Consider the following 22,779-nt stretch of genomic DNA (forward strand, 5'->3'; position numbering starts at 1 on the left):
CTGGGCTTACTTCAAATCGTCGGCAATCACCTGGACAATGCGCTGGGCATTGGCAGACGATTCAGGCATTCCCTGGGCATTGAGGACCGAAACCGTGGTCTTTTCACCTTCGCTCTTGAGCGAAATGCGGTATTTCAGCGGCATCGCGGCCGCAGCCGAACCGCTGAACAGCTTGCTGAAAAAGCCCGGCTCGCCCTTGCCCGCGGTCGGCTCGACATAGCGCACGAAGTAGGTGCCCTGGCTGCGGTCGCGGTCTTCGACGGTGAAGCCGGTGCGGTCCAGCGCCAGGCCGACCCGTCGCCAGGCGCGCTCGAAGCCTTCGTCCATCTGCACCACGGGCAGGTTGTTGACCATGGCAATGCGCGATGTCTGCGCCGTGGCGCCTGCGGCAATCAGCGCCTTGGACTGCTCCTGCGTCACGCCCAGCTTGACCATCAGGCGGCGCAGGAACTCGGCTTCGAGTTCGGGATCGGTCGGGCGTGGCTGCCAGATCGTGCCGTCGCCGTTGGCCGAACTGCCGCCGCTCTTGGTGCCGGTGACGATTTCTTCCATGCCCCGGTGGCTGATGTAGATTTCGGTTCCGCCGTCGGGCCGGCGCTCCAGGCGGGTGCGGAACTTGTCGCGCTCGCCGGTCGAGTACAGGCTGTCGAAGACCTTGCCCAGGGCATTGCGGATGAAATCCTGCGGCAGCTTGGCGCGGTTTTCGGCATAGTCGGTTTCCATGATGCCGAGATTTTCCTGGTCCTGCGCCAGCAAAAATCCGCTTTCCAGCCAGAAATCGCGCACCGGCGTCCAGAGCTTGTCGGCCGGGCGGTTGACGACCAGCCAGCGCTGGTTGCCGGCGCGCTCGATGCGTACATCGCCGACTGCAGCGGCCGCCGTGGTGACGGTCTGCGTTGGCTGGGCGAGCTGGTAGCTGCTGGCGCTGACGGCCGTGCCCGGCACCACGTAGCGGGTGTCGCGGCTGAGCTGGGTCAGGTCGGGCGGCACATCGAGCGAAGGGCCCTTGGCGCCGCTCGACTTGTAATCGACCCGCTCGCCTTCCATGGTGTCCCGGATCGTGGAGCAGCCTGCCAGCAGGCTGGCGGCGACCAGCGCGGAAAGAGCGGCCGCGCTGCGGGCTTTGCGCAGGGCAGGGCGCTGGAGGGTTCTCGGCAATGTCTTCACGTGGGGGTTCCCTTAAAAATCAGATCAGGCCGCAAGCGCGCAGGGCGTTCTCGACGGCAGCTTCGTTGCTGGATTCAAGCGGTGTCATGGGCAGGCGCAGCGTGTTGCCGCACAGGCCCATGCGGGCCATGGCCCATTTGACCGGGATTGGATTGGCCTCGACGAACAGGTTGCGGTGCAGCGGCAGGAGTCTGAACTGCAGTTCCATGGCCAGCCTGACGTTGCCGGCCACGGCGGCCATGCACAGCTCGTGCATGAGCCGGGGCGCGACATTGGCCGTCACGCTGATATTGCCCTGGCCGCCGCACAGCATCAGCGCCACGGCCGTCGGGTCGTCGCCTGAATAAACCGCAAAGCCCTTGGGCACTTCCTTGATCAGCCACTGGGCGCGCTCGATGTTGCCTGTGGCTTCCTTGATGCCGACAATGCCCGGCACTTCGGTCAGGCGCAGCACGGTGGCATGCGCCATGTCGGCAACGCTGCGGCCGGGCACGTTGTAGAGCACCAGCGGCAGGTCGCCCACGGCTTCGGCAATCGCCTTGAAGTGCAGGTACTGGCCTTGCTGCGTCGGCTTGTTGTAATAGGGCACGACCTGCAGCTGGCAGTCGGCGCCGACCTGCTTGGCGAACTTCGCCAGCTCGATGGCTTCCGCAGTGGAGTTGGCACCGCAGCCGGCCATGATCGGCACCCGCTTGGCGGCCTGCTCGACTGAGACGCGGATGATCTCGCAATGCTCCTCGACGTTCACCGTGGGCGATTCGCCGGTGGTTCCAACCACGCCGATGCAGTCGGTGCCCTCGGCAATGTGCCAGTCAACGAGTTTGCGCAGCGCGGGGTAGTCCACGCTGCCGTCTTCATGCAAGGGGGTTGCCAGGGCAACAATGCTGCCAGTAATGGGGTTCATGTCGTGCTTGTAACGTCATGGCTGGAGTGATGGGGCGGCTTCAAGGCGTTGAAGGCCGGCCCAAAAAGCCAAATGTGCATTCTACCCAGAGCTCAACGCAGGTGGTATCTGGGCGGGCCGGACGCTGTCGCCGGCAGCGCATCGCCTGAACGCGCCGCATTCGCCGCTTCACGGACGGCGGCGATGCGCTGGACGAAACGCGCGGCCTGTCCAGGCGCCGCCTCCTGAAAACCGTCTTCGAAGGCGACGATGCGCAGTGTGCGGAAGATGTCCAGCAATTCGCCGGGGCGCAGCAAAAAATCAGGCCGCGAGGGCTTGCCGACCGTTTCATTGCCCTGCGTAAAGGTTTCGTAAATCAGCACGCCGCCGGGTGCCAGGCTGTCCAGCAGCGTCGGCATCAAGGGCCGCCACAGGTAATTGGTGACCACCACCGCATCGAACTGGCGGCCCGCGAAAGGCCAGGGGCCATTTTCAATGTCGGCCACCACGGCTTCGCAGGCCGGCGCCGGGATTGCTATGGATTCAATAGCTGCCTGCGCCCGATCCACCAGCGCCAGAGGGTGATTTCGTTCATGAAACCAGCGCGCATGGCGGCCATGGCCGCAGGCCACGTCGAGCACCACGCCGCCCGGCGTGACCAGGTGCGACCAGCGCCGAACCCAGGCGGAAGGCGCCGACGCGTCCGCACGAAGTCCGTCAAAAGCAGGTTTGTTTACTATCATTTATGCAGCTGTTAATGCACGCCCTGCTTGCGCAAACGGCCTGAAAGGCTTGAAATCTGGAGAAGAAGGCCTAAAAACACGACCAGACCTGGTTGGCCAGCGTCACCAGGAAATCAGGCCGCGTGTACAGGGAAAACACGCCCAGCGATGCCACGACGGCCAGGCTCCACAGCAGGGTTTTTTGCAGCATCTCAAGCGCCCTGCGGCAAGCCGCCGGGGCTGCTCCGGTGAATCGGCGTTTCGCGCACCGGCAGGTTCACCAGCGCGGCCAGCACCCCCAGCGCAATCGCGATGTACCAGACGATGTCGTAGCTGCCGGTGCGGTCATACAGGAAGCCGCCCAGCCACACGCCCATGAACGAACCAATCTGGTGGCTGAAGAAGATGAAGCCGCTGAGCATCGACATGTGCTGGATGCCGAAGATCTGCGCGACCACCGCGTTGGTCGGCGGAATCGTGGACAGCCACAGCAGGCCCATCAGGCTGGAAAAGATGTAGACGCTGGCCGGGCTGAGCGGCGCGGCCAGGAACACGGCGATGACCACGGCGCGCGAAAGGTAGATCGTCGCCAGGATTTTTCGCTTGGCCATGCGCTGGCCGAGCACGCCCGCCGCGTAGGTGCCGAAGACGTTGAACAGGCCGATCAGCGCCAGCGCGTAGCCGGCCACCTGCGGCGACAGCCCCTTGTCCTTCAAATAGCTGGGCATGTGAACGCCGATGAAGACCACCTGGAAGCCGCAGACAAAGTAGCCCGCCATCAGCATCTGGAAGCTCGGGTACTTCAGCGCCTCGCGCAGCGCCTGTCCGATGCTCTGGTCGCGCCTGGCAGGCGCGCCGCCGGAAAAACCGCTTTCGCGCAGGCCCAGCGCCATCGGCACGATCAGCAGCACGGCGCCGCCAAGCACCAGCAGGGCGGTCTGCCAGCCCAGCGCGCTGATCAAAAAGCCTTCCGTCGGCACCATCAGGAACTGGCCGAATGACCCCGCCGCCGCCGCGACGCCCATGGCCCACGAGCGCTTGTCGGCCGAGATGTTGCGGCCGATCACGCCGTAGATCACCGCATACGTCGTTCCCGCCTGCGCCGCGCCGATCAGCACGCCGGCCGTCAGCGTGAACAGAAAACCCGTCGGCGACAGCGCCATGCCGGCCAGCCCCAGCGCGTAGAGCACCGCACCGCCCGCGATCACCCGGAAGGCGCCGAAGCGGTCGGCCACCATGCCGGCAAAAATGCCGAAGATGCCCCACGACAGGTTCTGCACCGCAATCGCAAAGGCAAAGGTTTCGCGCGTCCAGCCCTGCGCCTGCGTGATGGGCTGCAGCCACAGGCCAAATCCATGCCGGATGCCCATCGACAGCGTGACAATGGCCGCGCCGCAGGCCAGGACCTGGAACATCGAGAGTTTTTGGGGGGATGAAAGCGCGCTGGAAGTCATGTACAGACTTTAACGAAAATGTTCTGCAGCGGCAGTCGCCTGCGCAAAAGTTGACTTGCCAGGATTTGGGCGTGGAAATGGCCGGGTTCGAAGGCTGTATGTTTGTACAGCTTCCTTGGCCGCCCCGGTCTACAATTCAGCCAACACTTGAACTGCCATGGCCGACAAAAACATCACCGCTTCCCCCGCTTATTCCGAAAGCTCGATCCGCGTCTTGAAGGGCCTGGAGCCCGTCAAGCAGCGCCCGGGCATGTACACCCGCACCGACAATCCGCTGCACATCATCCAGGAAGTGCTCGACAACTCGGCCGACGAGGCGCTCGCCGGGCACGGCAAGAAGATCAAGGTCACGCTGCACATCGACGGCTCGGTGACGGTGGAAGACGACGGGCGCGGCATTCCGTTCGGCATGCATCCGGAAGAGCAGGCGCCGGTGGTCGAGCTGGTCTTTACCCGGCTGCATGCCGGCGGCAAGTTCGACAAGGGCAAAGGCGGCGCCTACAGCTTTTCGGGCGGCCTGCACGGCGTGGGCGTCAGCGTGACGAACGCGCTGTCCACGCGGCTTGAAGTGACCTCCTACCGCGAAGGAAAGGCGGCGAGCCTGGCCTTTTCAGGCGGCGACGTGATCGAGCCGCTGGTGGTGCGCCCGGTCAGCAACGGCAACGGCGACCGCAAGAGCGGCACCACGGTGCGCGCCTGGCCGGACGCCAAATACTTTGAATCATCGGCGCTGCCAATGGCCGAGCTGACGCACCTGCTGCGCAGCAAGGCGGTGCTGATGCCCGGCGTGACCGTCACGCTGACGAACGAGAAAACCAAGGACGTGCAGACCTGGGTCTTCAAGGGCGGCCTGCGCGACTACCTGATGCAGACGCTCACCGCCGACCCGGTGATCCCGATGTTCGAGAACGAAGGCTTTGCCGACAGCGCGCACGAGACTTTTGCAGAAGGCGAGGGCGCGAGCTGGTGCGTGGCCTTTACCGAGGATGGTCAGCCGGTGCGCGAAAGCTACGTCAACCTGATCCCGACCAGCGCCGGCGGCACGCATGAAAGCGGGCTGCGCGACGGCCTGTTCACGGCGGTGAAGAGCTTCATCGACTTTCACTCGCTGCTGCCCAAGGGGGTCAAGCTGATGCCCGAGGACGTGTTTGCCCGGGCCAGCTACGTGCTGAGCGCCAAGGTGCTGGACCCGCAGTTCCAGGGCCAGATCAAGGAGCGGCTCAATTCACGCGATGCGGTGCGGCTGGTCTCCAGCTTCGTGCGCCCGTCGCTCGAACTGTGGCTGAACCAGCATGTTGATTACGGCAAGAAGCTGGCCGAACTCGCCATCAAGGCCGCGCAGACCCGCCAGAAGGCCGGCCAGAAGGTCGAAAAGCGCAAGGGTTCGGGCGTGGCCGTGCTGCCGGGCAAGCTGACCGACTGCGAAAGCAAGGATTTGGCGCACAACGAGGTGTTCCTGGTCGAGGGCGATTCGGCCGGCGGCAGCGCCAAGATGGGCCGCGACAAGGAAAGCCAGGCGGTGCTGCCGCTGCGCGGCAAGGTGCTCAACACCTGGGAAGTGGACCGCGACCGGCTGTTTGCCAACACCGAGATCCACGACATTGCCGTGGCCATCGGCGTTGACCCGCACGGACCGAACGATACGCCCGACATGAGCGGCCTGCGCTATGGCAAGGTCTGCATCCTGAGTGATGCCGACGTGGACGGCTCGCACATCCAGGTGCTGCTGCTGACGCTGTTCTTCCGCCATTTCCCCAAGCTGATCGAAACCGGCCATGTGTATGTGGCCCGGCCGCCTTTGTTTCGCGTCGATGCGCCGGCGCGCGGCAAGAAGCCGGCGTCCAAGGTCTATGCGCTGGACGAGGGCGAGCTGACCGCCATTCTGGACAAGCTGCGCAAGGACGGCGTGCGCGAGAACGCCTGGAGCATCAGCCGCTTCAAGGGGCTGGGCGAAATGAGCGCCGAGCAGCTCTGGGACACCACGCTCAACCCCGACACCCGGCGCCTGCTGCCGGTGCAATTGGGTAACCAGGATTTCTTGCAGACCGAAAGCCTGATCACTAAACTCATGGGTAAGGGAGAGGCCGCAGCGCGCAGGGAGTTGATGGAACTGCATGGAGACGCTGTGGACATTGATATTTGATGACCACTGACCCATTACCCCCATTGGCCGCCGCAACAATCGCCACAATCCAACAATCCTGGACGATGCCTTACCGGCGCGCGGGAATCCTGGCCACGCTGGTGTTGCTGGCCTTGAGTGCCGCGCCGGCGCGTGCCGACATCTGGGGCTATGTGGACGAGGACCGCATCCCGCATTTCGCCTCCAGCCGCCTTGACGACCGCTACGAGCTTTTCCTGCGCGACAGCGTCGAACCCTACCGCCTGATGGACGTGCCCCGCAAGGCGCAGGAACGCAGTCTGGACGCGGCCGCTTTGCCTGCCGTGGCCGGCATGACGGGTACCGGTGTGCTCTCGCCCCGGATGGAGGCTTTTTTCGAACGCTCGCCAGGCTACAAGGCGGTCAGCCCGCTGCTGCGCGAAGCATCGAACACCCACGGCATCGACTATTCGCTGCTCAAGGCGCTGATCGCCACCGAGTCCGGCTTCAACACCTTTGCCGTGTCGCCCAAGGGTGCGGTGGGCCTGATGCAGCTGATACCGCCGACCGCCCAGCGCTACGGCGTCACGGCGGGCAAGGACGGTTCGATTGAAAAAAAGCTGACCGATCCGAAAACCAACATCAGGGCCGGAGCGCGCTACCTGGCCGATCTGATCAAGATGTTCCCGGGCCGGCTGGAACTGGCCCTGGCCGCCTACAACGCCGGCGAAGGCGCGGTGCAGCGTGCCGGCAACCGGATTCCAAACTACCCCGAAACCCAGAACTACGTGAAGACCGTCATGCAGCTCTACGGCGGCCTGACGCCTCCCGGCTTCAAGGCCGCGACCGGCCGGGTGCATGTGGAACTGAAGGGCGCCAGCACCGGACGCGCCAGTATGCCGACGCTGGCCGATTCGGCCTATCCGCTGTCTCGCACCGAGTTGACACGCGAGTAGGCCCGGATTTTTCCGCAGTTCCGGGGGTGTCTGAAGCTTTCCGGCAAAGGCCGCCCACCTGATTTCCCCCATTCATCCGCCACAATGAGCGTTTCGTTACTTTTGTTGCGGTACGCGATGTGCCGGAAAATGCCGCTCGATACCGTTTTCAAATCAATCCGCCAGGTGCGTTCCTTCGCCTTGCCGTTGCGGCACCACCCTGCCGCTTCTTGTCCACTCCCGGATTGATCTGGAAACCGGACAAGGCATCCGCCTTTTCCTTTTTCAATGCATGCCTTCTTACTGACTGATTAAAAAAATGGATCTTTTCACGCCGGACACTGAACCGCAAATCCCTGCAACGCCTGACGAAGACTCGCTGGCTGCCTATGCCCAGCGCGCCTACCTTGAATACGCGCTGAGCGTCGTCAAGGGCCGGGCGCTGCCCGATGTCTGCGACGGCCAGAAGCCCGTGCAGCGGCGCATTCTCTACAGCATGGCGCGCATGGGACTGGCCTTTGGCGGCCCCAACGGCGCGACCGGCGCGCGGCCGGTCAAATGCGCCCGCGTGGTCGGAGACGTGCTCGGCCGCTTTCACCCGCACGGCGACCAGGCCGCGTATGACGCGCTGGTGCGCATGGCGCAGGACTTTTCGCAGCGCTATCCGCTGATCGACGGCCAGGGCAACTTTGGCTCCCGCGATGGCGACGGCGCCGCCGCGATGCGCTACACCGAAGCCCGGCTGGCGCGCATCACCACGCTGCTGATGGACGAGATCGACGAAGGCACGGTCGATTTCATCCCGAACTACGACGGCTCGACCGAGGAGCCGCGCCAGTTGCCGGCGCGCCTGCCGTTCACGCTGCTCAACGGGGCCAGCGGCATCGCCGTCGGGCTGGCGACCGAAATCCCCAGCCACAACCTGCGCGAGGTGGCCGATGCCTGCGTCGCGCTGATCAAAAGCCCCAAGCTCACCGACGAGGAGCTGTACGCGCTGATCGCCGGCCCCGACTATCCGGGCGGCGGCCAGATCATCTCCAGCGGCGCCGAGATTGCGGCGGCCTACCGCACCGGGCGCGGCTCGCTGAAAGTGCGCGCGCGCTGGAAGATCGAGGAACTGGCGCGCGGCCAGTGGCAGCTGGTGGTGCAGGAACTGCCGCCCGGCGTCAGCACCCAGCGCGTGCTGGAGGAAATCGAGGAAATCACCAACCCCAAGATCAAGCTTGGCAAAAAGGCGCTCAGCCTGGACCAGGTCCAGCTCAAGCAGGCCGTGCTGGCGGTGCTCGACGTGGTGCGCGACGAATCGAGCAAGGACGCCGCCGTGCGCCTGGTGTTCGAGCCCAAGACCAGCCGGACGGCCCAGTCAGAACTGATCAACACGCTGCTTTCGCACACCAGCCTGGAAAGCTCGTCGCCGATCAACATGACCATGATCGGCCTGGACGGCCGGCCGACGCAAAAGTCGCTGCGCCAGATGCTCAACGAATGGATCGCGTTTCGCCAGACGACGATTGAAAAACGCTCGCAGCACCGGCTCGACAAGGTGCTGGCGCGCATCCACATCCTCGAAGGGCGGCAGATCGTGCTGCTCAACATCGACGAGGTGATTGCCATCATCCGCCAGTCGGACGAGCCGAAAGCGGCGCTGATAGCACGCTTCGCCCTGAGCGACCGGCAGGCCGAGGACATCCTGGAGATCCGCCTGCGCCAATTGGCCCGGCTCGAAGCCATCAAGATCGAGCAGGAACTGAAAAACCTGCGCGATGAAAAAAACAAGCTTGAAGACATCCTGGGCAACCCACTAGCGCTGCGCCGCCTGATGATCAAGGAAATCGAGGCCGACGCCAAGCAGTTCGCCGATCCGCGCCGCACCCTGATCCAGGCCGAGAAGAAATCGGTGCTCGAAGTCAAGGTGCTCGACGAGCCAGTCACGGTCGTGGTAAGCAGCAAGGGCTGGGTGCGCGCGCGCGGCGGCCACGGCCATGCGCCCGCCAGCTTTGCCTTCAAGGCGGGCGATGAACTGTATGCCACGTTCGAATGCCGCACCGTCGATACGCTGCTGGCCTTTGGCAGCAACGGCCGGCTGTATTCAGTGCCGGTGGCGATGCTTCCCGGCGCGCGCGGCGACGGCCAGCCGGTCACGACGCTCATCGAACTCGAATCGGGCACGCAACTGCTGCATTACTTTGCCGGGCCGTCCAGCGCGATGCTGCTGCTGTCGAGTTCGGGCGGCTACGGCTTCCTGGCGACGGTGGAGAACATGGTCTCGCGCAACAAGAGCGGCAAGGCCTTCATCACGCTGAATGAGCGTGAGGGTGGGGGCGAGACGCTCTGCCGCCCGTCGCACGTCAAGGGCACCTCTGGCAGCCAGCCGCTGCCGCCCGCCACGCACGTGGCCTGCGCCTCGACCGGCCAGCGCATCCTGACCTTCGACATCGCCGAGATCAAGCAGATGGAAAAGGGCGGGCGCGGCCTGATGCTGATCGACCTGGAGGGCACGGACACGCTGGCCGGCGCGGCCGCCTACACCCGCAGCGTGCGCATCGACGGCATCGGGCGCGGCGCCAAGGCGCGCGAGGAAACGCTGGAAATCCGCAGCCTGAACAACGCGCGCACCGTGCGCGCCCGAAAAGGCAAATCAGCCGACCTGGGCTTCAAGCCGACGGGAATTGTCCGGGTTGAGTGATGAAACAGGCTGTTTGCGCAATAGGGACGGGCGCAAGCAGCTATTTATTTCATAGCTGTCCCATCAGGCGCTGATCTTTGACATGGCCCGCCAAACCATCAGACAATCCAGTCATGACCGCCAAGCCCATCGACCTGTCGTCGCTTGTTAAAGCGCTTGCCCAGTTGCAGGAGGCGTTGCGCTTTTGGCATGAACTGCCGCAAGGCGCCGCACTCAAGCCGCATTTGCGTTCGGCGGTCATCCAGTCGTTTGAATTCACCTACGAGTTGTCCGTGCGCATGCTCAGACGCGTGTTGATCGAGCGCTCGGAGGCGGCGGACCTGGTCATTGACCTGTCCTTCAATGACCTGCTGCGCAAGGCAGCCGACGCAGGTTTGCTGGCCGACCCCGGCCTGTGGCGGCAGTGGCGTGAAATGCGCAATGCCACCAGCCACACCTACGATGAAGCCAAAGCCGCTGAAGTAGCCGCAGGGGTTGACCGATTTGCCGAAGGCGCCGTGGCCTTGCTGGCCGAACTGGAGAAAAGCCTTGGACGCTGACCCGCAAGTTACCCAACGGCTTGACCCACTCCGCCTGGGGGTGGCGCTGAGCCCGGAGCAACTGCGCGATGTGCGGCAAATCATTGCCCAAGTCATTCCTGGCGCGCAGGTCTGGGTCTTTGGCTCACGCGCCACCGGCAAGGCACGGCCATTTTCAGACCTGGACTTGTTGCTCACGCAACCCCCAACGCTCAACTGGGCGCAGCGTGCGGCATTGACAGACGGCTTTGAGGCCAGCCGCCTGCCGTTTCGTGTGGATGTGGTGGAAAGTGCCAGCCTGGCTTTGGGCGTGGCCGAGCGCATTGGGTCCGAGCGGGTTGATTTGTCGGCGTTGTAGAACGATCAAATTTTCTACCGGCTTCAAGCCGGGGTGAATTGTGCGGATTTATTGATGAAATTGGCTGTTTCCGCAATATGGACGAGCGCAAGATGCTATTTATTTCATAGCTAAATATCAGTCAGGCGTTCCAGCGCAGCCATCCATTGCTGCAAGACCGACGCAAGCCTTCAATGCCCGCCATGCACCAGCGCAAACAGACTTGGAAGCGGCAGCCAGCGCTGGCCTGCCAGATGCCAGTATTTCTGGCCGCAGGCGGTGTCGAAAAACGCCCGCCGCCGTTCCAGCCGGCCGGCGCCGACGACATTTTTCAGCACCACGTAGCGGATGTCGCCGGTCGGCCCGAGGATCACCGTCGAGCCGCCGTAATAAGTAAAGGCTGGTCCTTCGGCCGAGGCGCGCACATGGCGCTCCTGGGTGATTTCGGCGACCAGGTCAAAGACGATCTGCCCGTTGGGTCCGGCGCGCCTTGCCGAACGGATCGATTCGATGCAGGGCAGGCCGACCGTGTCGCCGTCAAGGCGCGCGTCGCCATTGGCCACCAGCCCGAATTCCTCCGTGCGGCCGGGGTGCGTGATGTAGTGGCCGAGCATGCAGGCCTGGCGGTGCAATTCGTCAAGCCCGGCCGCATTGGCCGGGTCGCCGCTGAAGCGCAGCGCCGCGAAATCGAGGCCGGCTACCGGCGGCAGTTCCAGCCGGGGCCGGCGCCACAGCAGCGCGTCCTGCGACAGGTGGTTCGCCGTGCGTGGATAGATGTCGCGCCGCCAGAAGGCGTCGATCAGCGCGCCCCGGTAGTCCCAGGGGTCGTCGGGCACCAGGTCGTAGTCGGCGGTGATCATGGCGCGCAGGTAGTCGCCGAAGGTCATGCCGACCGGCGGGCAGTAGTCGATGGCGCGGATGCAGATGCCCAGGAACTGGCTGGCCAGCTTGCTGGCGCGCTCGGCCAGGATGGTCTGCAGGTCGTGCGAGAGTTCACCCGGCGGCAACAGGCCGCTGCCGCCGGTGGCCAGGCGCACGAAACGCTCGGTGCGGCGCTGGTAGACCTGCACGAAGGCGTCGAACACCGCGCTGACCAGCACCGTGCCCAACTGGTGCGCCTCCAGGCTGCTCTGGTAGCGGGTCGGGTTGCCGGTGTCTTTCTCGACGGCGCTGCGCAACGGGCCATTCTGGCCGGTGGTGTGGCCGAACTGTCCTGCCAGCTCGGTCAATATTTCCGCGTGCTGCAGCGAACCCTTGCAGCGCCGGATGGCGGCCAGCACCACCTCGGCGTAGCTGAAATGCTGGAAGATGGCGACCAGGTCGGCAAAGGCTTCATGGAACGCGACCACGTCCGCGTTGGTCGGCACGATGAAATGCGCGCGCAGCCCGTCGAGCAGCGCATGCGTCACCTCATGCACCACGATGTCGTGCGACAGGCAGGTGAAGACATAGCCGCCCGGCATGGTTCGTTTGGTTGGCCTGTCGCTGGCCGGGAAATAGCCAAAACGCAGCTCTCCACGGGTGACTTCGTTTTCGTAATAGGCGTTTTGCTCCTGGCCGTGGTGCGGCCTGAGCACCAGCCGGGCCGGCGTCTTGCCGTCGCCAAAACCCCAGCCGAGGTTGCGGCCCAGCGCGGTCTTGAAGGTCGAATAGACATTACTGCAGACCGCATAGACCATCTGGTGGTGAAAGCGCGGGTCCGAGGGCGAGGGGTCGTAGCCATTGGCCATCAGCACCTTGCGGTCTTCCAGGTCCGCCTCGCGGTAGTGAATGCCCAACTGCCCGTCGTTCGGATCGACCTCGAACAGCTTGCCCACCGGACCGGGCGCCAGCGGCTCGAACGGGACGTTAAGCGTCGCAATTGAGCCTTCAAGCCGCGACACCGACGGATCGACCGTGTAGATGCGCAGCGGACGGTAGAGCGGGTCGCCGTGCTGGCGTTCATAGGGCGTGACCAGCGGCTGGCGCACGCCGGTTCCGATGGCATAGTCCTGGCCCTCGCCCGGATGTCGGAGGACGGACGGGGGCGCGGCAGCAGCGCCGCCTTCCTCGCGACTTGCGGCATCGGCGGCGACGGACTCGGTGGTCGTTGCCGTTGCTGCTGCGGCCGCAGGCTCGGACGCCATCAGCGCCTGCCCGGCGCGAGCGCTTTCACGGCCTGGGCCAGCTCGTTCACGGCTTGCAGCAAGCCTGTGTCGCCGGGGGCTGCCGCCATGGGCGCTTGCCGGCTGGCGGGCGAACAGCTGCCGGTGGCCAGCGGCTGGAGCAGGGCGCCCTGGCGCGCTGCATCGGCGCAGTCGAGCATCGGCGCCTGGCGTGCCGCGCTGCCAAACTCGGCCAGCACGCGGCGCAGGAATTCCTCGTTGCTCATGCCCTCGATGCCTGCGGCCAGCACCTTGGTGGCGCGCCGCGTGAAGTCGCCATTGCCGCCGCTTTCCAGCGCGACCTGATGGTCCAGGCAGGCCGAGAACTTCACGTCGCGCATCCCTTGCGGCCCGCCGCTGCTGAGCGCCCGCGTGGCGCTGCGCGACTGCCGGCGAAAGCGCTGGTGCGCCTCGGCAATCTCCGGCGTCATCCTGACGAAGCGCGCCTTGGTGCCGGGCGGCACGGCCATTTCGCCCGGCGACAAACCGACGGCAAACCGACTGTTGGTGCCCGAATGGCAGCAGTCCATGAAGCAGGTCATGTTCACGCCGTCGGGGATGCGACCAAACAGCTCGGCAATGTCGTCGTCGATGTACAGCGCGCCGCTGGCAAAGTCCACCGGGCACAGCGCCTCGTCAATCGCGTCGTCCTCGTCGCCGTTCAGGTCGGGCACGTGCGTGCCGTGGCCGGCGTACTGGAAGACGATCACGTCGCCCGGGCGGCACTCATCGACCAGCCGGTCCAGTTCGCGGTCCAGTGCGGCGCGGCTCGCGTCCAGATTGACCAGCAGCCGGGTCTCGAATCCGAGCGCCGACAGGGTGCGCGCCCAGTTGCGGGCATCGTTGACGCAGCCGGCGAGCTGGTGCTCGGGCGCCGGGTAGGCGTCGATGCCGACGCACAGCGCGACCCGCCGGCCGCCGCTGCTGGCACTGCCTGCCGGGGTGGCCGGCACGGGCGCCACCGGGGGAAGCACAAAAGGTGGCATCGCCGCAGCGCCTGGCATCGGCGCGGGCAGGCTGGTCGGCGGCATCGCGTAGGCGGCGCCGGATCCGCCGGGCAATGCGCTGAAACCGAACTCTGCCGGCCAGTCGACCTCTTCGGTCCAGGGCCGCGATGCGCTGCGGCTGGCCGGGAAGGCCGCGATGTCGGCCGCGTCGGGCTGGTCCAGGATGCGGCGCACGATGCTGTTCATCGTCGGCGCGTCGTCGTCGAAGCCGCCGTGCGACAGCGACCTGCTGGCCGAGCGGCCGGTGTCGCCCGGCGTGGGCGACCAGACCACGCTCGAAGGCGATGGCGACGCGCTTGCCAGGCCGAAGAGGCGCTTGAGGTCGGCATCGCCGCGCAGGCTCTCCTCCAGCCCGAGGATCGGCGTGGCGCGCCGGTCTTCCAGCGCATTGAAGATCAGGTAGAGCAGCGACTTGCGGTAAACCTGCGCGCAGTTGTCCTTGCGCTCGAAGTCGCGGCGCATGGTGTAGAGCGTGAGCGACTCGGCCGCTCGGCCCGGGCCGATGTGCTCCATCAGCCGCTGGCGGAAGGTGTCCACGCGCACTGCGGGCGCCAGGAAATGCGCGGTCTTGAAGCCGGGCACGCCCAGCGCGTGGGCCAGCGGCAGGAAATGGCTGTGGAAGATCGAGCCCGCGCTGTGGCCGACGGCATGCAGCTCGATCCGCTCGGCATGCTCGTCGCACAGCGCCTTGAGCTTGGCGGCGACGTAATGCGCGCCGCCGCCGATGTCGTCGCCGGCCGCCGGCGCATCCATCGCATGCTCGGCGCTGGACTTCATGCCACCCCAGATGCGCGGCCCCTGCAGGGCGCGCGCACCGATCTCGACCAGCGGGTCGGTGGTGAAGTCGGCCAAGCCACGCGACAGGGCGCGGCTGCCCTGCTGCGCGCGGCCCAGCAACTGGCCGATGGTCTCGAAAAAACCGGTTTCCCAGATGAAGTAAACGGGATAGATGCCGTTGTGCCGCCACCAGTCGATGTGCTTGTTGGCGATCTGCAGGCCGCTCGATTCGGACACCAGCCCGCCATGCGCGTAGAACACCAGGCGCAGCTTGTGGCCGGCCGGCAGTTCGCTGACCGCCTGAGGCAGGTGCTGCTCGAAGATGGCGTCGATGTCGCCTGGCGTCGAGGCCGCCTCGCCTTCGCCCGACAGGCGGCCGACCCGCAGGTTGACCAGGTGCGGCCGCATGGCGTTGAGCGCTGCCGTGCCCAGGCCCGAGTCCCGGCTTTGCGCAGTGCCGGATGCGTCGCCGGTATCGCCAGCGCCCCCTGCCCGGCTTGCGGCGGTGGCCTGGCCGGCTTCCTGCTCGTCATGCGACAGCTCGGCATCGCCGCGCTCGCCGGCATTGTCCAGGGTGCGCGACAGCGAGCGGATGGCCCCGGCGACGAAGCGGTCGGTTTCATCGGGAAAGGGCTGGGGCTGGGCCGCGCCGCGCGAGGCACTGGCCTGCATTTCCTGCCGGATGTCATCGACCTCGGCCAGGATGTCGGCATACACCAGCGCGCTGCCGGGGCACGACTTGGGCGACATCGAATTGTGAAAGCGCAGCGTGCTGGCCGGCAGGTGAAAGCGCGACTGGACCCCCGCCACGACCCGCAGCGCGGTGTCCTTCTGCGCGCCGCCGAACGGGTCGCGTCCCGTGTCGAAGTCGCCGATCATCTCGAACATGAAGGGGCCGAAGGCCTTGTTGCCGTTGTGTCCGGCGGCGCTGGCCGGCGGCAGGTTCCAGTTGCGGCCCAGCCAGACCATGCCCTCGGGGTCGATGGTGAGGTGCTGGGCAATGTCGCTCCAGCCGTTGACCTGCGTGTGGTGGCGCCACATCGAGACAATCGTGTCGTGGCCACGAAAGTCGGCGTGCCGGGGCCGCCAGGTGTGGTGCATGTGTACCGCGTCGATCTTGCGGGTGAAGGGAAACTTCTGGAGAAGCTGCTCGAACTGATCCGGCGACAAACGCTGGAAGGTGGGTGTCGGCATGGCGCGCCCCTTTTGACGAGTGGGCGCCCACTCTACACCCGCAGGGTGCGTGCTTTCAAGCTGGGCAGCAGCCGGCTTGCGCGGCGGCGGCCTGCCATTTAAACTGCGCTTGCGCTATGTCAATCGACCTCGGCAATCAGCTCGATCTCGACGCAGGCGCCCAGCGGAATCTGCGCCACGCCAAAGGCGCTGCGCGCATGCTTGCCGGCGTCGCCGAAGACTTCGCCGAGCAGCTCGCTGCAGCCGTTGGTGACCAGGTGGTGTTCGGTGAAGTCGCCGGTCGAGTTGACCAGGCTCATGACCTTGACGATGCGCCTGACCTTGCCGAGGTCGCCCACGGCGGCATGCAGCGTGCCCATCAGGTCGATGGCGATCAGGCGGGCGGCAGCCTTGCCTTCGTCCGTGGTCACGTTCTTGCCGAGCTGGCCGACGATGACCTGGCCGTCCCGCTTGGCCAGATGGCCGCTCAGGAACAGCAGGTTGCCGGTGCGCACGAAGGGCAGGTAGGCGGCCGCCGGCGCGGCGACTTCGGGCAGCGTGATGCCCAGGGACTGGAGCTTGGCGTAAACAGGGTGGGTGCTGGTGGTCATGGTGGTAGGTGTGTGAAAGGAAAAACGGGTGATGGATTTGCGCCGGCGGGAAAAGGCGGGATTCTCCAGCCGGAAAATTAAATAAATCAGGTCAAATACGGTGCTTGCGCAATCGCTACGGGCGTGAGCTGCTATGAATAACAAAGCATTGGCGGCCGGCACGTCCTGGCATGGTAACGCACTGCGTTCGCAGGTTTGAAGGAAGGTAAGCTCTGCCATGGGCCGGTTTTTTCCAGGTCGGCCCGGGCCTATCACCCGTCAAGAAAGACAACCCTGCGCTCTTTGACTGCCACCCGTCGTACAGGCTTCGGGCCTGCGCTGGCCGGCTTTGTCGCGGGTGTGGCCTTGCAGTTGCAGCAGCCCGCGCTGTGGCCCGCCGACCGCTATGCCGCGATGGTGGAGCTGGCCCTTGCGCTGGCCGCTGGCTGGTACGCATTCCAGACTCGAAAACCCCTTCAAGGCCAGGCGCTGCGCATGGCTGGCGCGCTGCTGGTGCTCCTCATGGCCCTGCTGCTGGGCTTTGGCCTTACCGGCTGGCGGGCCGTTGCCTTTCAGGCGACCGCGCTCGATCCGTCGCTGGAAGGACGCGACATCGACGTGACCGGCAGGGTAGTGGCCATGCCGCAGATCGGCGAGGACGCCGTGCGCTTTCGCCTGGGGCTGGAGTCGGTCCGCCTCGACGGCCGGGCGGTGTCGCTGCCGCCGCAGATACAGCTGGGCTGGTATGCGGGCTTCACCCCGCGCGAACCGAAAAATGCATCGGCTGAAAGCAGCGATGCGTCCGAACTCGCGCTGGACCTGCAGCGCCAGCCGCAGCCCTTGCGCGCCGGCGAGCGCTGGCAAATGACGGTGCGGCTCAAGGCGCCGCACGGCAACAGCAACCCGCATGGTTTTGACTACGAGCTGTGGCTCTGGGAGCAGGGCATCCAGGCCACCGGCTATGTGCGCGCCGGGCCGAAGGATGCGCCGCCGCTCAGGCTCTCAAACGGCTGGCGCCATCCGGTGGAGCGCGCCCGCCAGTCGGTTCGCGAGGCCATTTACCGTCAGGTGGCCGACCGGCAGCTGGCCGGGGTGCTGGCCGCGCTGGTGGTCGGCGACCAGAACGCCATCGAGCGCGCCGACTGGGACGTGTTTCGCGCCACCGGCGTGGCGCACCTGATGAGCATCTCGGGGCTGCACATCACGATGTTCGCCTGGGTGGCGTCGCTGCTCGCTGGCAGGCTGTGGCGCGCTTCGGTGCGGCTGACGCCTAGGGGGTGCCTGGCGCTGCCGGCCAGCAGCGCCGGCGCGCTGGGCGGGTTGCTGCTGGCAGTGCTGTATGCACTGTTTTCGGGCTGGGGCGTTCCAGCGCAGCGCACCATCTGGATGCTCGCCACGGTCGTGCTGCTGCGCCAGGGCGGCCGGCAGTGGCCGTGGCAGCACACCTGGCTGCTGGCGATGGCGGTGGTCGTCATGCTGGATCCGTGGGCCTTGCTGCAGGCGGGCTTCTGGCTGTCGTTTGTGGCGGTCGGCGTGCTGTTTGCTACGGATTCAGGAGCTGGAGATGCAGGCCAGAAAAGCGCAGAGCCCGTGTTTCATTCAAAATTCGTGCCCTGGTGGCTGCACCGGCCGCTCTCAAGCCTGTGGCGCGGGGCGCGCGAGCAATGGGTGGTCACGCTGGCGCTCACGCCGCTGTCGCTGCTGCTGTTCAACCAGGTCTCGCTGGTCGGCCTGCTGGCCAATGCCGTCGCCATTCCATGGGTCACGCTGCTGGTCACGCCGCTGGCATTGATGGGTGTCATGTATGCACCACTATGGGACGTGGCCGCCTGGGCTGTCGGGCTGCTGGCGTGGGGTCTGCAGGGGCTGGCCGGCTGGCCGATGGCCTCGGTCAGCGTCGCGGCTGCACCTTTGTGGTGCGCCTTGGCCGGCGTGCTGGGCGGCGGGCTGATTGCCCTGCGCCTGCCCTGGCACTGGCGGCTGCTTGGTGTTCCGCTGCTGCTGCCGGTGCTGCTGTGGCAGCCGGCCCGCGTGGCGCCGGGCCAGTTCGAACTGCTCGGGGCCGACATCGGCCAGGGCAATGCGGTGCTGGTGCGCACCGCCGGCCACAGCCTGCTGTACGACACCGGGCCACGTTTTTCGCGCGAAAGCGATGCCGGCCACCGGGTACTGGTGCCGCTGCTGCGGGCGCTGGGCGAACGCCTCGACATCGTGGTGCTCAGCCACCGCGACAGCGACCACACTGGCGGCGCCCCGGCCGTGCTGGCGATGCAGCCGCAGGCCAGGCTGCTGGCTTCCATCGAGGACGGCCATGAACTGCAGGCCCTGCGCCCGTCAACGCGCTGCATCGCCGGCCAGCGCTGGACCTGGGACGGCGTCGATTTCGAGGTGCTGGCGCCAGCGGCTGGCGACTACGACGTGCCGAACAAGTCCAACGCCATGAGCTGCGTGCTGCGCATTTCCAATAGCGTGCAGACGGCCCTGCTGGCCGGCGACATTGAGGCGCCGCAGGAGGCCCGGCTGGTGGCCGGCGACGCGGCGCGGCTGAAGGCCGATTTCCTGCTGGTGCCGCACCATGGCAGCAAGACCTCGTCCAGCCCGGCCTTCCTGGACGCGGTGCAGCCCCGGCTGGCGCTGGCCCAGGCGGGCTACCGCAACCGCTTTGGCCATCCGGTCGCCGGGGTGGCGGCGCGCTACGACGAACGCGGCATCCGGCTGGTGCGCTCGCCCGACTGCGGCGCGGCGACCTGGCAGAGTGTGAAACCGGCGGAAATCCGCTGCCAGCGCCAGGCCGAGCCGCGCTACTGGCAGGCCGCGCAGCCGCTCTAAAAATGCGGGCTGATGCACTCATATGGCGCATAACTTGCTAAGCTATGGTGAAAGTACCTACCCATTCCAAACCAGACGGAAATTCAAGCTTATGAGCCCACCGATGTTTGACGAGATGAATGCCAGCACGACCAGCGTGCGCAAACACTACCAGGGCTACCAGCGCTGGCTGGCGCAGCAGCCGGCCGACATCATGCAGGCGCGCCGCGCCGAAGCTGAAATGATCTTCCGCCGCGTAGGCATCACCTTTGCCGTGTATGGCGACAAGGACGAGGACGGCTCGGGCGCCGAGCGGCTGATTCCGTTCGACCTGATTCCGCGCATCATTCCGGCGCACGAATGGGCGTCGATGGAAAAAGGCCTGGTCCAGCGCGTCACCGCGCTCAACCGCTTCATCCACGACGTGTACCACGACCAGGAAATCATCAAGGCCGGCCTGATTCCGTCCGAGCAGATTTTCCAGAACTCGCAGTTCCGCCCTGAAATGATCGGCGTGAACGTGCCGGGCAACATCTACTCGCACATCAGCGGCATCGACATCGTCCGCGCGCCCAACGCGCAGGGCGAAGGCGAATATTACGTGCTGGAAGACAACCTGCGGGTGCCCAGCGGCGTCAGCTACATGCTCGAAGACCGCAAGATGATGATGCGGCTGTTTCCAGAGCTGTTCAGCAAGAACCGCGTCGCGCCGGTCGAGCATTACCCCGACCTGCTGTTAGAGACCCTGCGCGCCATGGCGCCGCCGGCCACCGCCGAGCCGACCGTGGTCGTGCTGACGCCCGGCATGCACAATTCGGCGTATTTCGAGCATGCGTTTTTGGCCCAGCAGATGGGCGTCGAGCTGGTCGAGGGCCTGGACCTGTTCGTCAAGGACAACTTCGTGTACATGCGCACCACGCGCGGACCCAAGCGCGTCGATGTGATCTACCGCCGCGTTGACGACGACTTCCTCGACCCGCTGGCCTTCCGGCCCAATTCCACACTGGGCTGCGCCGGCTTGCTGGGTGTGTATCGCAGCGGCAACGTCGCCATCTGCAATGCGATTGGCACCGGCGTGGCCGACGACAAGTCGATCTACCCCTACGTACCCCAGATGATCGAGTTCTACCTCGGCGAAAAGCCCATCCTCAAGAATGTGCCGACCTTCATGTGCCGCAAACCGGAGGACCTGAAATACACCCTGGCCAACCTGAAGGATCTGGTGGTCAAGGAAGTCCATGGCGCCGGCGGCTACGGCATGCTGGTGGGGCCAGCCGCGTCCAAAGTTGAAATCGAGGATTTCCGGCGCGCCCTGATCGCCAATCCGTCAAACTACATCGCCCAGCCGACGCTGAGCCTGTCCACCTGCCCGACCTATGTGGAAAGCGGCGTGGCGCCGCGCCACATCGACCTGCGGCCTTTCGTGCTGAGCGGCAAGGAAGTGCAGATGGTGCCCGGCGGCCTGACGCGCGTGGCGCTGAAGGACGGCTCGCTGGTGGTCAATTCGTCGCAGGGCGGCGGCACCAAGGACACCTGGATCCTGGAGGCCGATGCCACTTCCTTCATGCCGCCGGAGACGCAGTCACAGTCGCAGTCGTCATCCGTCACCGTCACCGAAGGAATCTGAACATGCTGTCACGCACCGCCGACCACCTGTTCTGGATGTCCCGCTACACCGAACGCGCCGAGAACACCGCTAGATTGCTGGACGTGAACTACCAGACCTCGCTGCTGCCGCAGTCCACCGCCGATGTGCAGACCGGCTGGCGCGGCCTGCTCAGCATCAGCGAACTCAAGCCAGCCTATGCCGCCCGCTATGGTGAGAGCATCACCGCCCAGGATGTCATGGACTTCATGGTGCGCGATGAAAAAAATCCGTCCAGCATCGTTTCCTGCCTGAAGAATGCCCGTGAGAACGCCCGTGCCGTGCGCGGCACGCTGACCACCGAAGTCTGGGAAACCCAGAACCAGACCTACCTCGAAGTCATCCGCATGCTGCGCGCCGGGGACTTCGAGCGCGACCCGGGCAAGTTTTTTGAATGGGTCAAGTTCCGCTCGCACCTGTCGCGCGGCGTGACCTCCGGCACCATGCTGCAGGACGAGGCGTATCACTTTTTGCGCGTCGGCACCTTCCTGGAGCGCGCCGACAACACCGCCCGGCTGGTCGATGTAAAGTTCCACGCCATCCAGAGCGACTTTCCGAACGTGGCCGGCGAGGAGGAGCAGGAGCACGATTTTTACCACTGGAGCGCCATTTTGCGCAGCGTCTCGGCCTTCGAGGTCTACCGCAAGGTGTACCGCGACGTGATCAAGCCCGAACGCGTGGCCGAGCTGCTCATCTTGCGCCCGGACATGCCGCGCTCGCTGCTGGCCTGCCTGAACGAGCTGATCACCAATTTGTCGATGGTCACCAGCGACCCGCTCAGCGAAACCCAGCGCCGCGCCGGCAAGCTGCGCTCGGACCTGCAGTACGCCCGCATCGACGAGATTTTGTCGGCCGGCCTGCATGCCTTTTTGATGCAGTTCCTGGACCGCGTCAACGAACTCGGCGCGCACATCAGCCGGGAGTTCCTGGTTCCGGTCACGCGTTGAAGGCGGTATTGGCCGGCGCTTCTGTAAAGGCCTTGCGATGAAGCTGCACATCAAGCACACCACCGACTACCGCTACACCGAGCCCCTGCGCTATGCGCTGCAGACGCTGTGGCTCACGCCTTTGACCGGGCCGGCGCAAACCGTGGACTTCTGGAGCCTGGGCGCGCCCGAGGAGCTGTTTGCCCAGACCGACGCCTTTGGCAACAGCATCCATTCCTATACGTTTGTCGGCGAACTGTCCGACAACGTGCGCTGGAGCCTGGTGAACGCCGCCGGCGTGGTGCAGACCCTGGGCGTTGCCGAATTCACCGACGCCCAGAGCATGCCGCTGCCGCAGCTCTACCTGCGCGAGTCGCCGCTGGCCCGGCCGCATCCGAGCCTGGCCGAGTTCGGCCGCCGTTTCATCACATCCCCGGCACCTGACGGAAAAGCCGATTTGCAAGCGATTTTGGCCTTGGCCGCAGGTGTGGCGGGCGCTGTCAGCTATCAAAAAAATAGTACCAATGTCACCACCACGGCACTACAGGCCTTCGAGGCCGGCGCCGGCGTGTGCCAGGACCAGGCGCATGTGATGGTCGCCGTCTGCCGCAGCCTGGGAATTCCGGCGCGCTATGTCAGCGGCTATTTCTATGCCGCCAACGAGCCCGACCTGGCCAGCCATGCCTGGGCCGATGTCTGCCTGGACGTGGCCGGGCGGCGCTGGGTCAGCATTGACGTGACCCACCGCTGCGTGATCGACGAGCGCCATGTGCGCCTGGCGATGGGTACCGACTACAGCGCCTGCCCGCCCATCAAGGGCGTGCGCCACGGCGGCGGCGAGGAATCGATGACCGTCAGCATCACCATCGAGCCTGCCTGAGCCTGGCGTTCGCCGTCCCGGCCGCC

Annotated in this window: 16 protein-coding genes; 9 read left to right on the forward strand and 7 right to left on the reverse strand. The window is 65.5% G+C overall.

Features of this window, described 5'->3' with window-relative positions; genetic code table 11:
* Positions 1–6: 6 nt before the first annotated feature.
* The 4 genes from bamC to EC86_RS0101560 all read right to left on the reverse strand — a co-directional run bounded on the left by bamC (position 7) and on the right by EC86_RS0101560 (position 4,226).
* Positions 7–1,167 carry an outer membrane protein assembly factor BamC gene (gene bamC, locus EC86_RS0101540; protein ID WP_198026737.1) on the reverse strand — a complete coding sequence of 387 codons (1,161 nt, stop codon included), beginning with the start codon at positions 1,165–1,167 and terminating at the stop codon, positions 7–9.
* 19 nt (positions 1,168–1,186) lie between these two features.
* Positions 1,187–2,071 (reverse strand): 4-hydroxy-tetrahydrodipicolinate synthase, encoded by an 885-nt coding sequence (dapA, locus tag EC86_RS0101545; protein WP_029523956.1) that lies wholly within the window; start codon positions 2,069–2,071, stop codon positions 1,187–1,189.
* Between the two features lie 92 nt (positions 2,072–2,163).
* Positions 2,164–2,793, reverse strand: a complete 630-nt coding sequence (locus tag EC86_RS0101550) for a class I SAM-dependent methyltransferase (RefSeq protein WP_051675667.1) — start codon at positions 2,791–2,793, stop codon at positions 2,164–2,166.
* Positions 2,794–2,984: 191 nt separating this feature from the next.
* Positions 2,985–4,226 (reverse strand): MFS transporter, encoded by a 1,242-nt coding sequence (locus EC86_RS0101560; protein WP_029523958.1) that lies wholly within the window; start codon positions 4,224–4,226, stop codon positions 2,985–2,987.
* Between the two features lie 157 nt (positions 4,227–4,383).
* Here EC86_RS0101560 and EC86_RS0101565 point away from each other — a divergent pair, with 157 nt between their 5' ends.
* The 5 genes from EC86_RS0101565 to EC86_RS25800 all read left to right on the forward strand — a co-directional run bounded on the left by EC86_RS0101565 (position 4,384) and on the right by EC86_RS25800 (position 10,824).
* Positions 4,384–6,369, forward strand: coding sequence for a DNA topoisomerase IV subunit B (locus EC86_RS0101565; RefSeq protein WP_029523959.1), 1,986 nt, complete (start codon positions 4,384–4,386; stop codon positions 6,367–6,369).
* A gap of 23 nt (positions 6,370–6,392) precedes the next feature.
* Entirely contained in the window at positions 6,393–7,283 is an 891-nt protein-coding gene (locus EC86_RS0101570) for a lytic transglycosylase domain-containing protein (RefSeq protein ID WP_232229749.1), read from the forward strand.
* Between the two features lie 298 nt (positions 7,284–7,581).
* Positions 7,582–9,948 (forward strand): DNA topoisomerase IV subunit A, encoded by a 2,367-nt coding sequence (gene parC / locus EC86_RS0101575; protein ID WP_029523961.1) that lies wholly within the window; start codon positions 7,582–7,584, stop codon positions 9,946–9,948.
* 113 nt (positions 9,949–10,061) lie between these two features.
* The gene (locus EC86_RS0101580) at positions 10,062–10,487 is read left to right on the forward strand and encodes a nucleotidyltransferase substrate binding protein (protein ID WP_029523962.1); all 426 of its coding nucleotides are present in this window, start codon (positions 10,062–10,064) and stop codon (positions 10,485–10,487) included.
* A complete protein-coding gene (locus tag EC86_RS25800) occupies positions 10,477–10,824 on the forward strand; it encodes a nucleotidyltransferase family protein (protein WP_198026738.1) in 348 nt (115 codons plus the stop codon). Before EC86_RS0101580 ends, EC86_RS25800 begins: the two co-directional genes overlap by 11 nt.
* Positions 10,825–10,994: 170 nt before the next feature.
* Here EC86_RS25800 and EC86_RS0101590 read toward each other — a convergent pair whose 3' ends face one another.
* The 3 genes from EC86_RS0101590 to EC86_RS0101600 all read right to left on the reverse strand — a co-directional run bounded on the left by EC86_RS0101590 (position 10,995) and on the right by EC86_RS0101600 (position 16,515).
* Complete coding sequence (locus EC86_RS0101590; RefSeq protein WP_051675669.1) at positions 10,995–12,929, reverse strand: gluzincin family metallopeptidase; 1,935 nt, start codon at positions 12,927–12,929, stop codon at positions 10,995–10,997.
* Positions 12,929–15,925, reverse strand: a complete 2,997-nt coding sequence (locus tag EC86_RS0101595; RefSeq protein ID WP_084181090.1) for a caspase family protein — start codon at positions 15,923–15,925, stop codon at positions 12,929–12,931. Before EC86_RS0101595 ends, EC86_RS0101590 begins: the two co-directional genes overlap by 1 nt.
* Positions 15,926–16,044: 119 nt before the next feature.
* Positions 16,045–16,515 carry a RidA family protein gene (locus tag EC86_RS0101600; RefSeq protein ID WP_029523966.1) on the reverse strand — a complete coding sequence of 157 codons (471 nt, stop codon included), beginning with the start codon at positions 16,513–16,515 and terminating at the stop codon, positions 16,045–16,047.
* 273 nt (positions 16,516–16,788) lie between these two features.
* Here EC86_RS0101600 and EC86_RS0101605 point away from each other — a divergent pair, with 273 nt between their 5' ends.
* The 4 genes from EC86_RS0101605 (at position 16,789) to EC86_RS0101620 (ending at position 22,753) form a co-directional block, all read left to right on the forward strand.
* A complete protein-coding gene (locus tag EC86_RS0101605) occupies positions 16,789–19,323 on the forward strand; it encodes a DNA internalization-related competence protein ComEC/Rec2 (protein WP_408633912.1) in 2,535 nt (844 codons plus the stop codon).
* Between the two features lie 91 nt (positions 19,324–19,414).
* On the forward strand, positions 19,415–20,929 hold the full coding sequence (locus EC86_RS0101610) for a circularly permuted type 2 ATP-grasp protein (RefSeq protein ID WP_029523968.1): 1,515 nt from the start codon (positions 19,415–19,417) through the stop codon (positions 20,927–20,929).
* Positions 20,930–20,931: 2 nt separating this feature from the next.
* Positions 20,932–21,894, forward strand: coding sequence for an alpha-E domain-containing protein (locus EC86_RS0101615; protein WP_029523969.1), 963 nt, complete (start codon positions 20,932–20,934; stop codon positions 21,892–21,894).
* Between the two features lie 37 nt (positions 21,895–21,931).
* Positions 21,932–22,753 carry a transglutaminase family protein gene (locus tag EC86_RS0101620; RefSeq protein WP_029523970.1) on the forward strand — a complete coding sequence of 274 codons (822 nt, stop codon included), beginning with the start codon at positions 21,932–21,934 and terminating at the stop codon, positions 22,751–22,753.
* Positions 22,754–22,779 lie beyond the last annotated feature (26 nt).

Source organism: Polaromonas glacialis, assembly GCF_000709345.1.
Classification (GTDB): domain Bacteria; phylum Pseudomonadota; class Gammaproteobacteria; order Burkholderiales; family Burkholderiaceae_C; genus Polaromonas; species Polaromonas glacialis.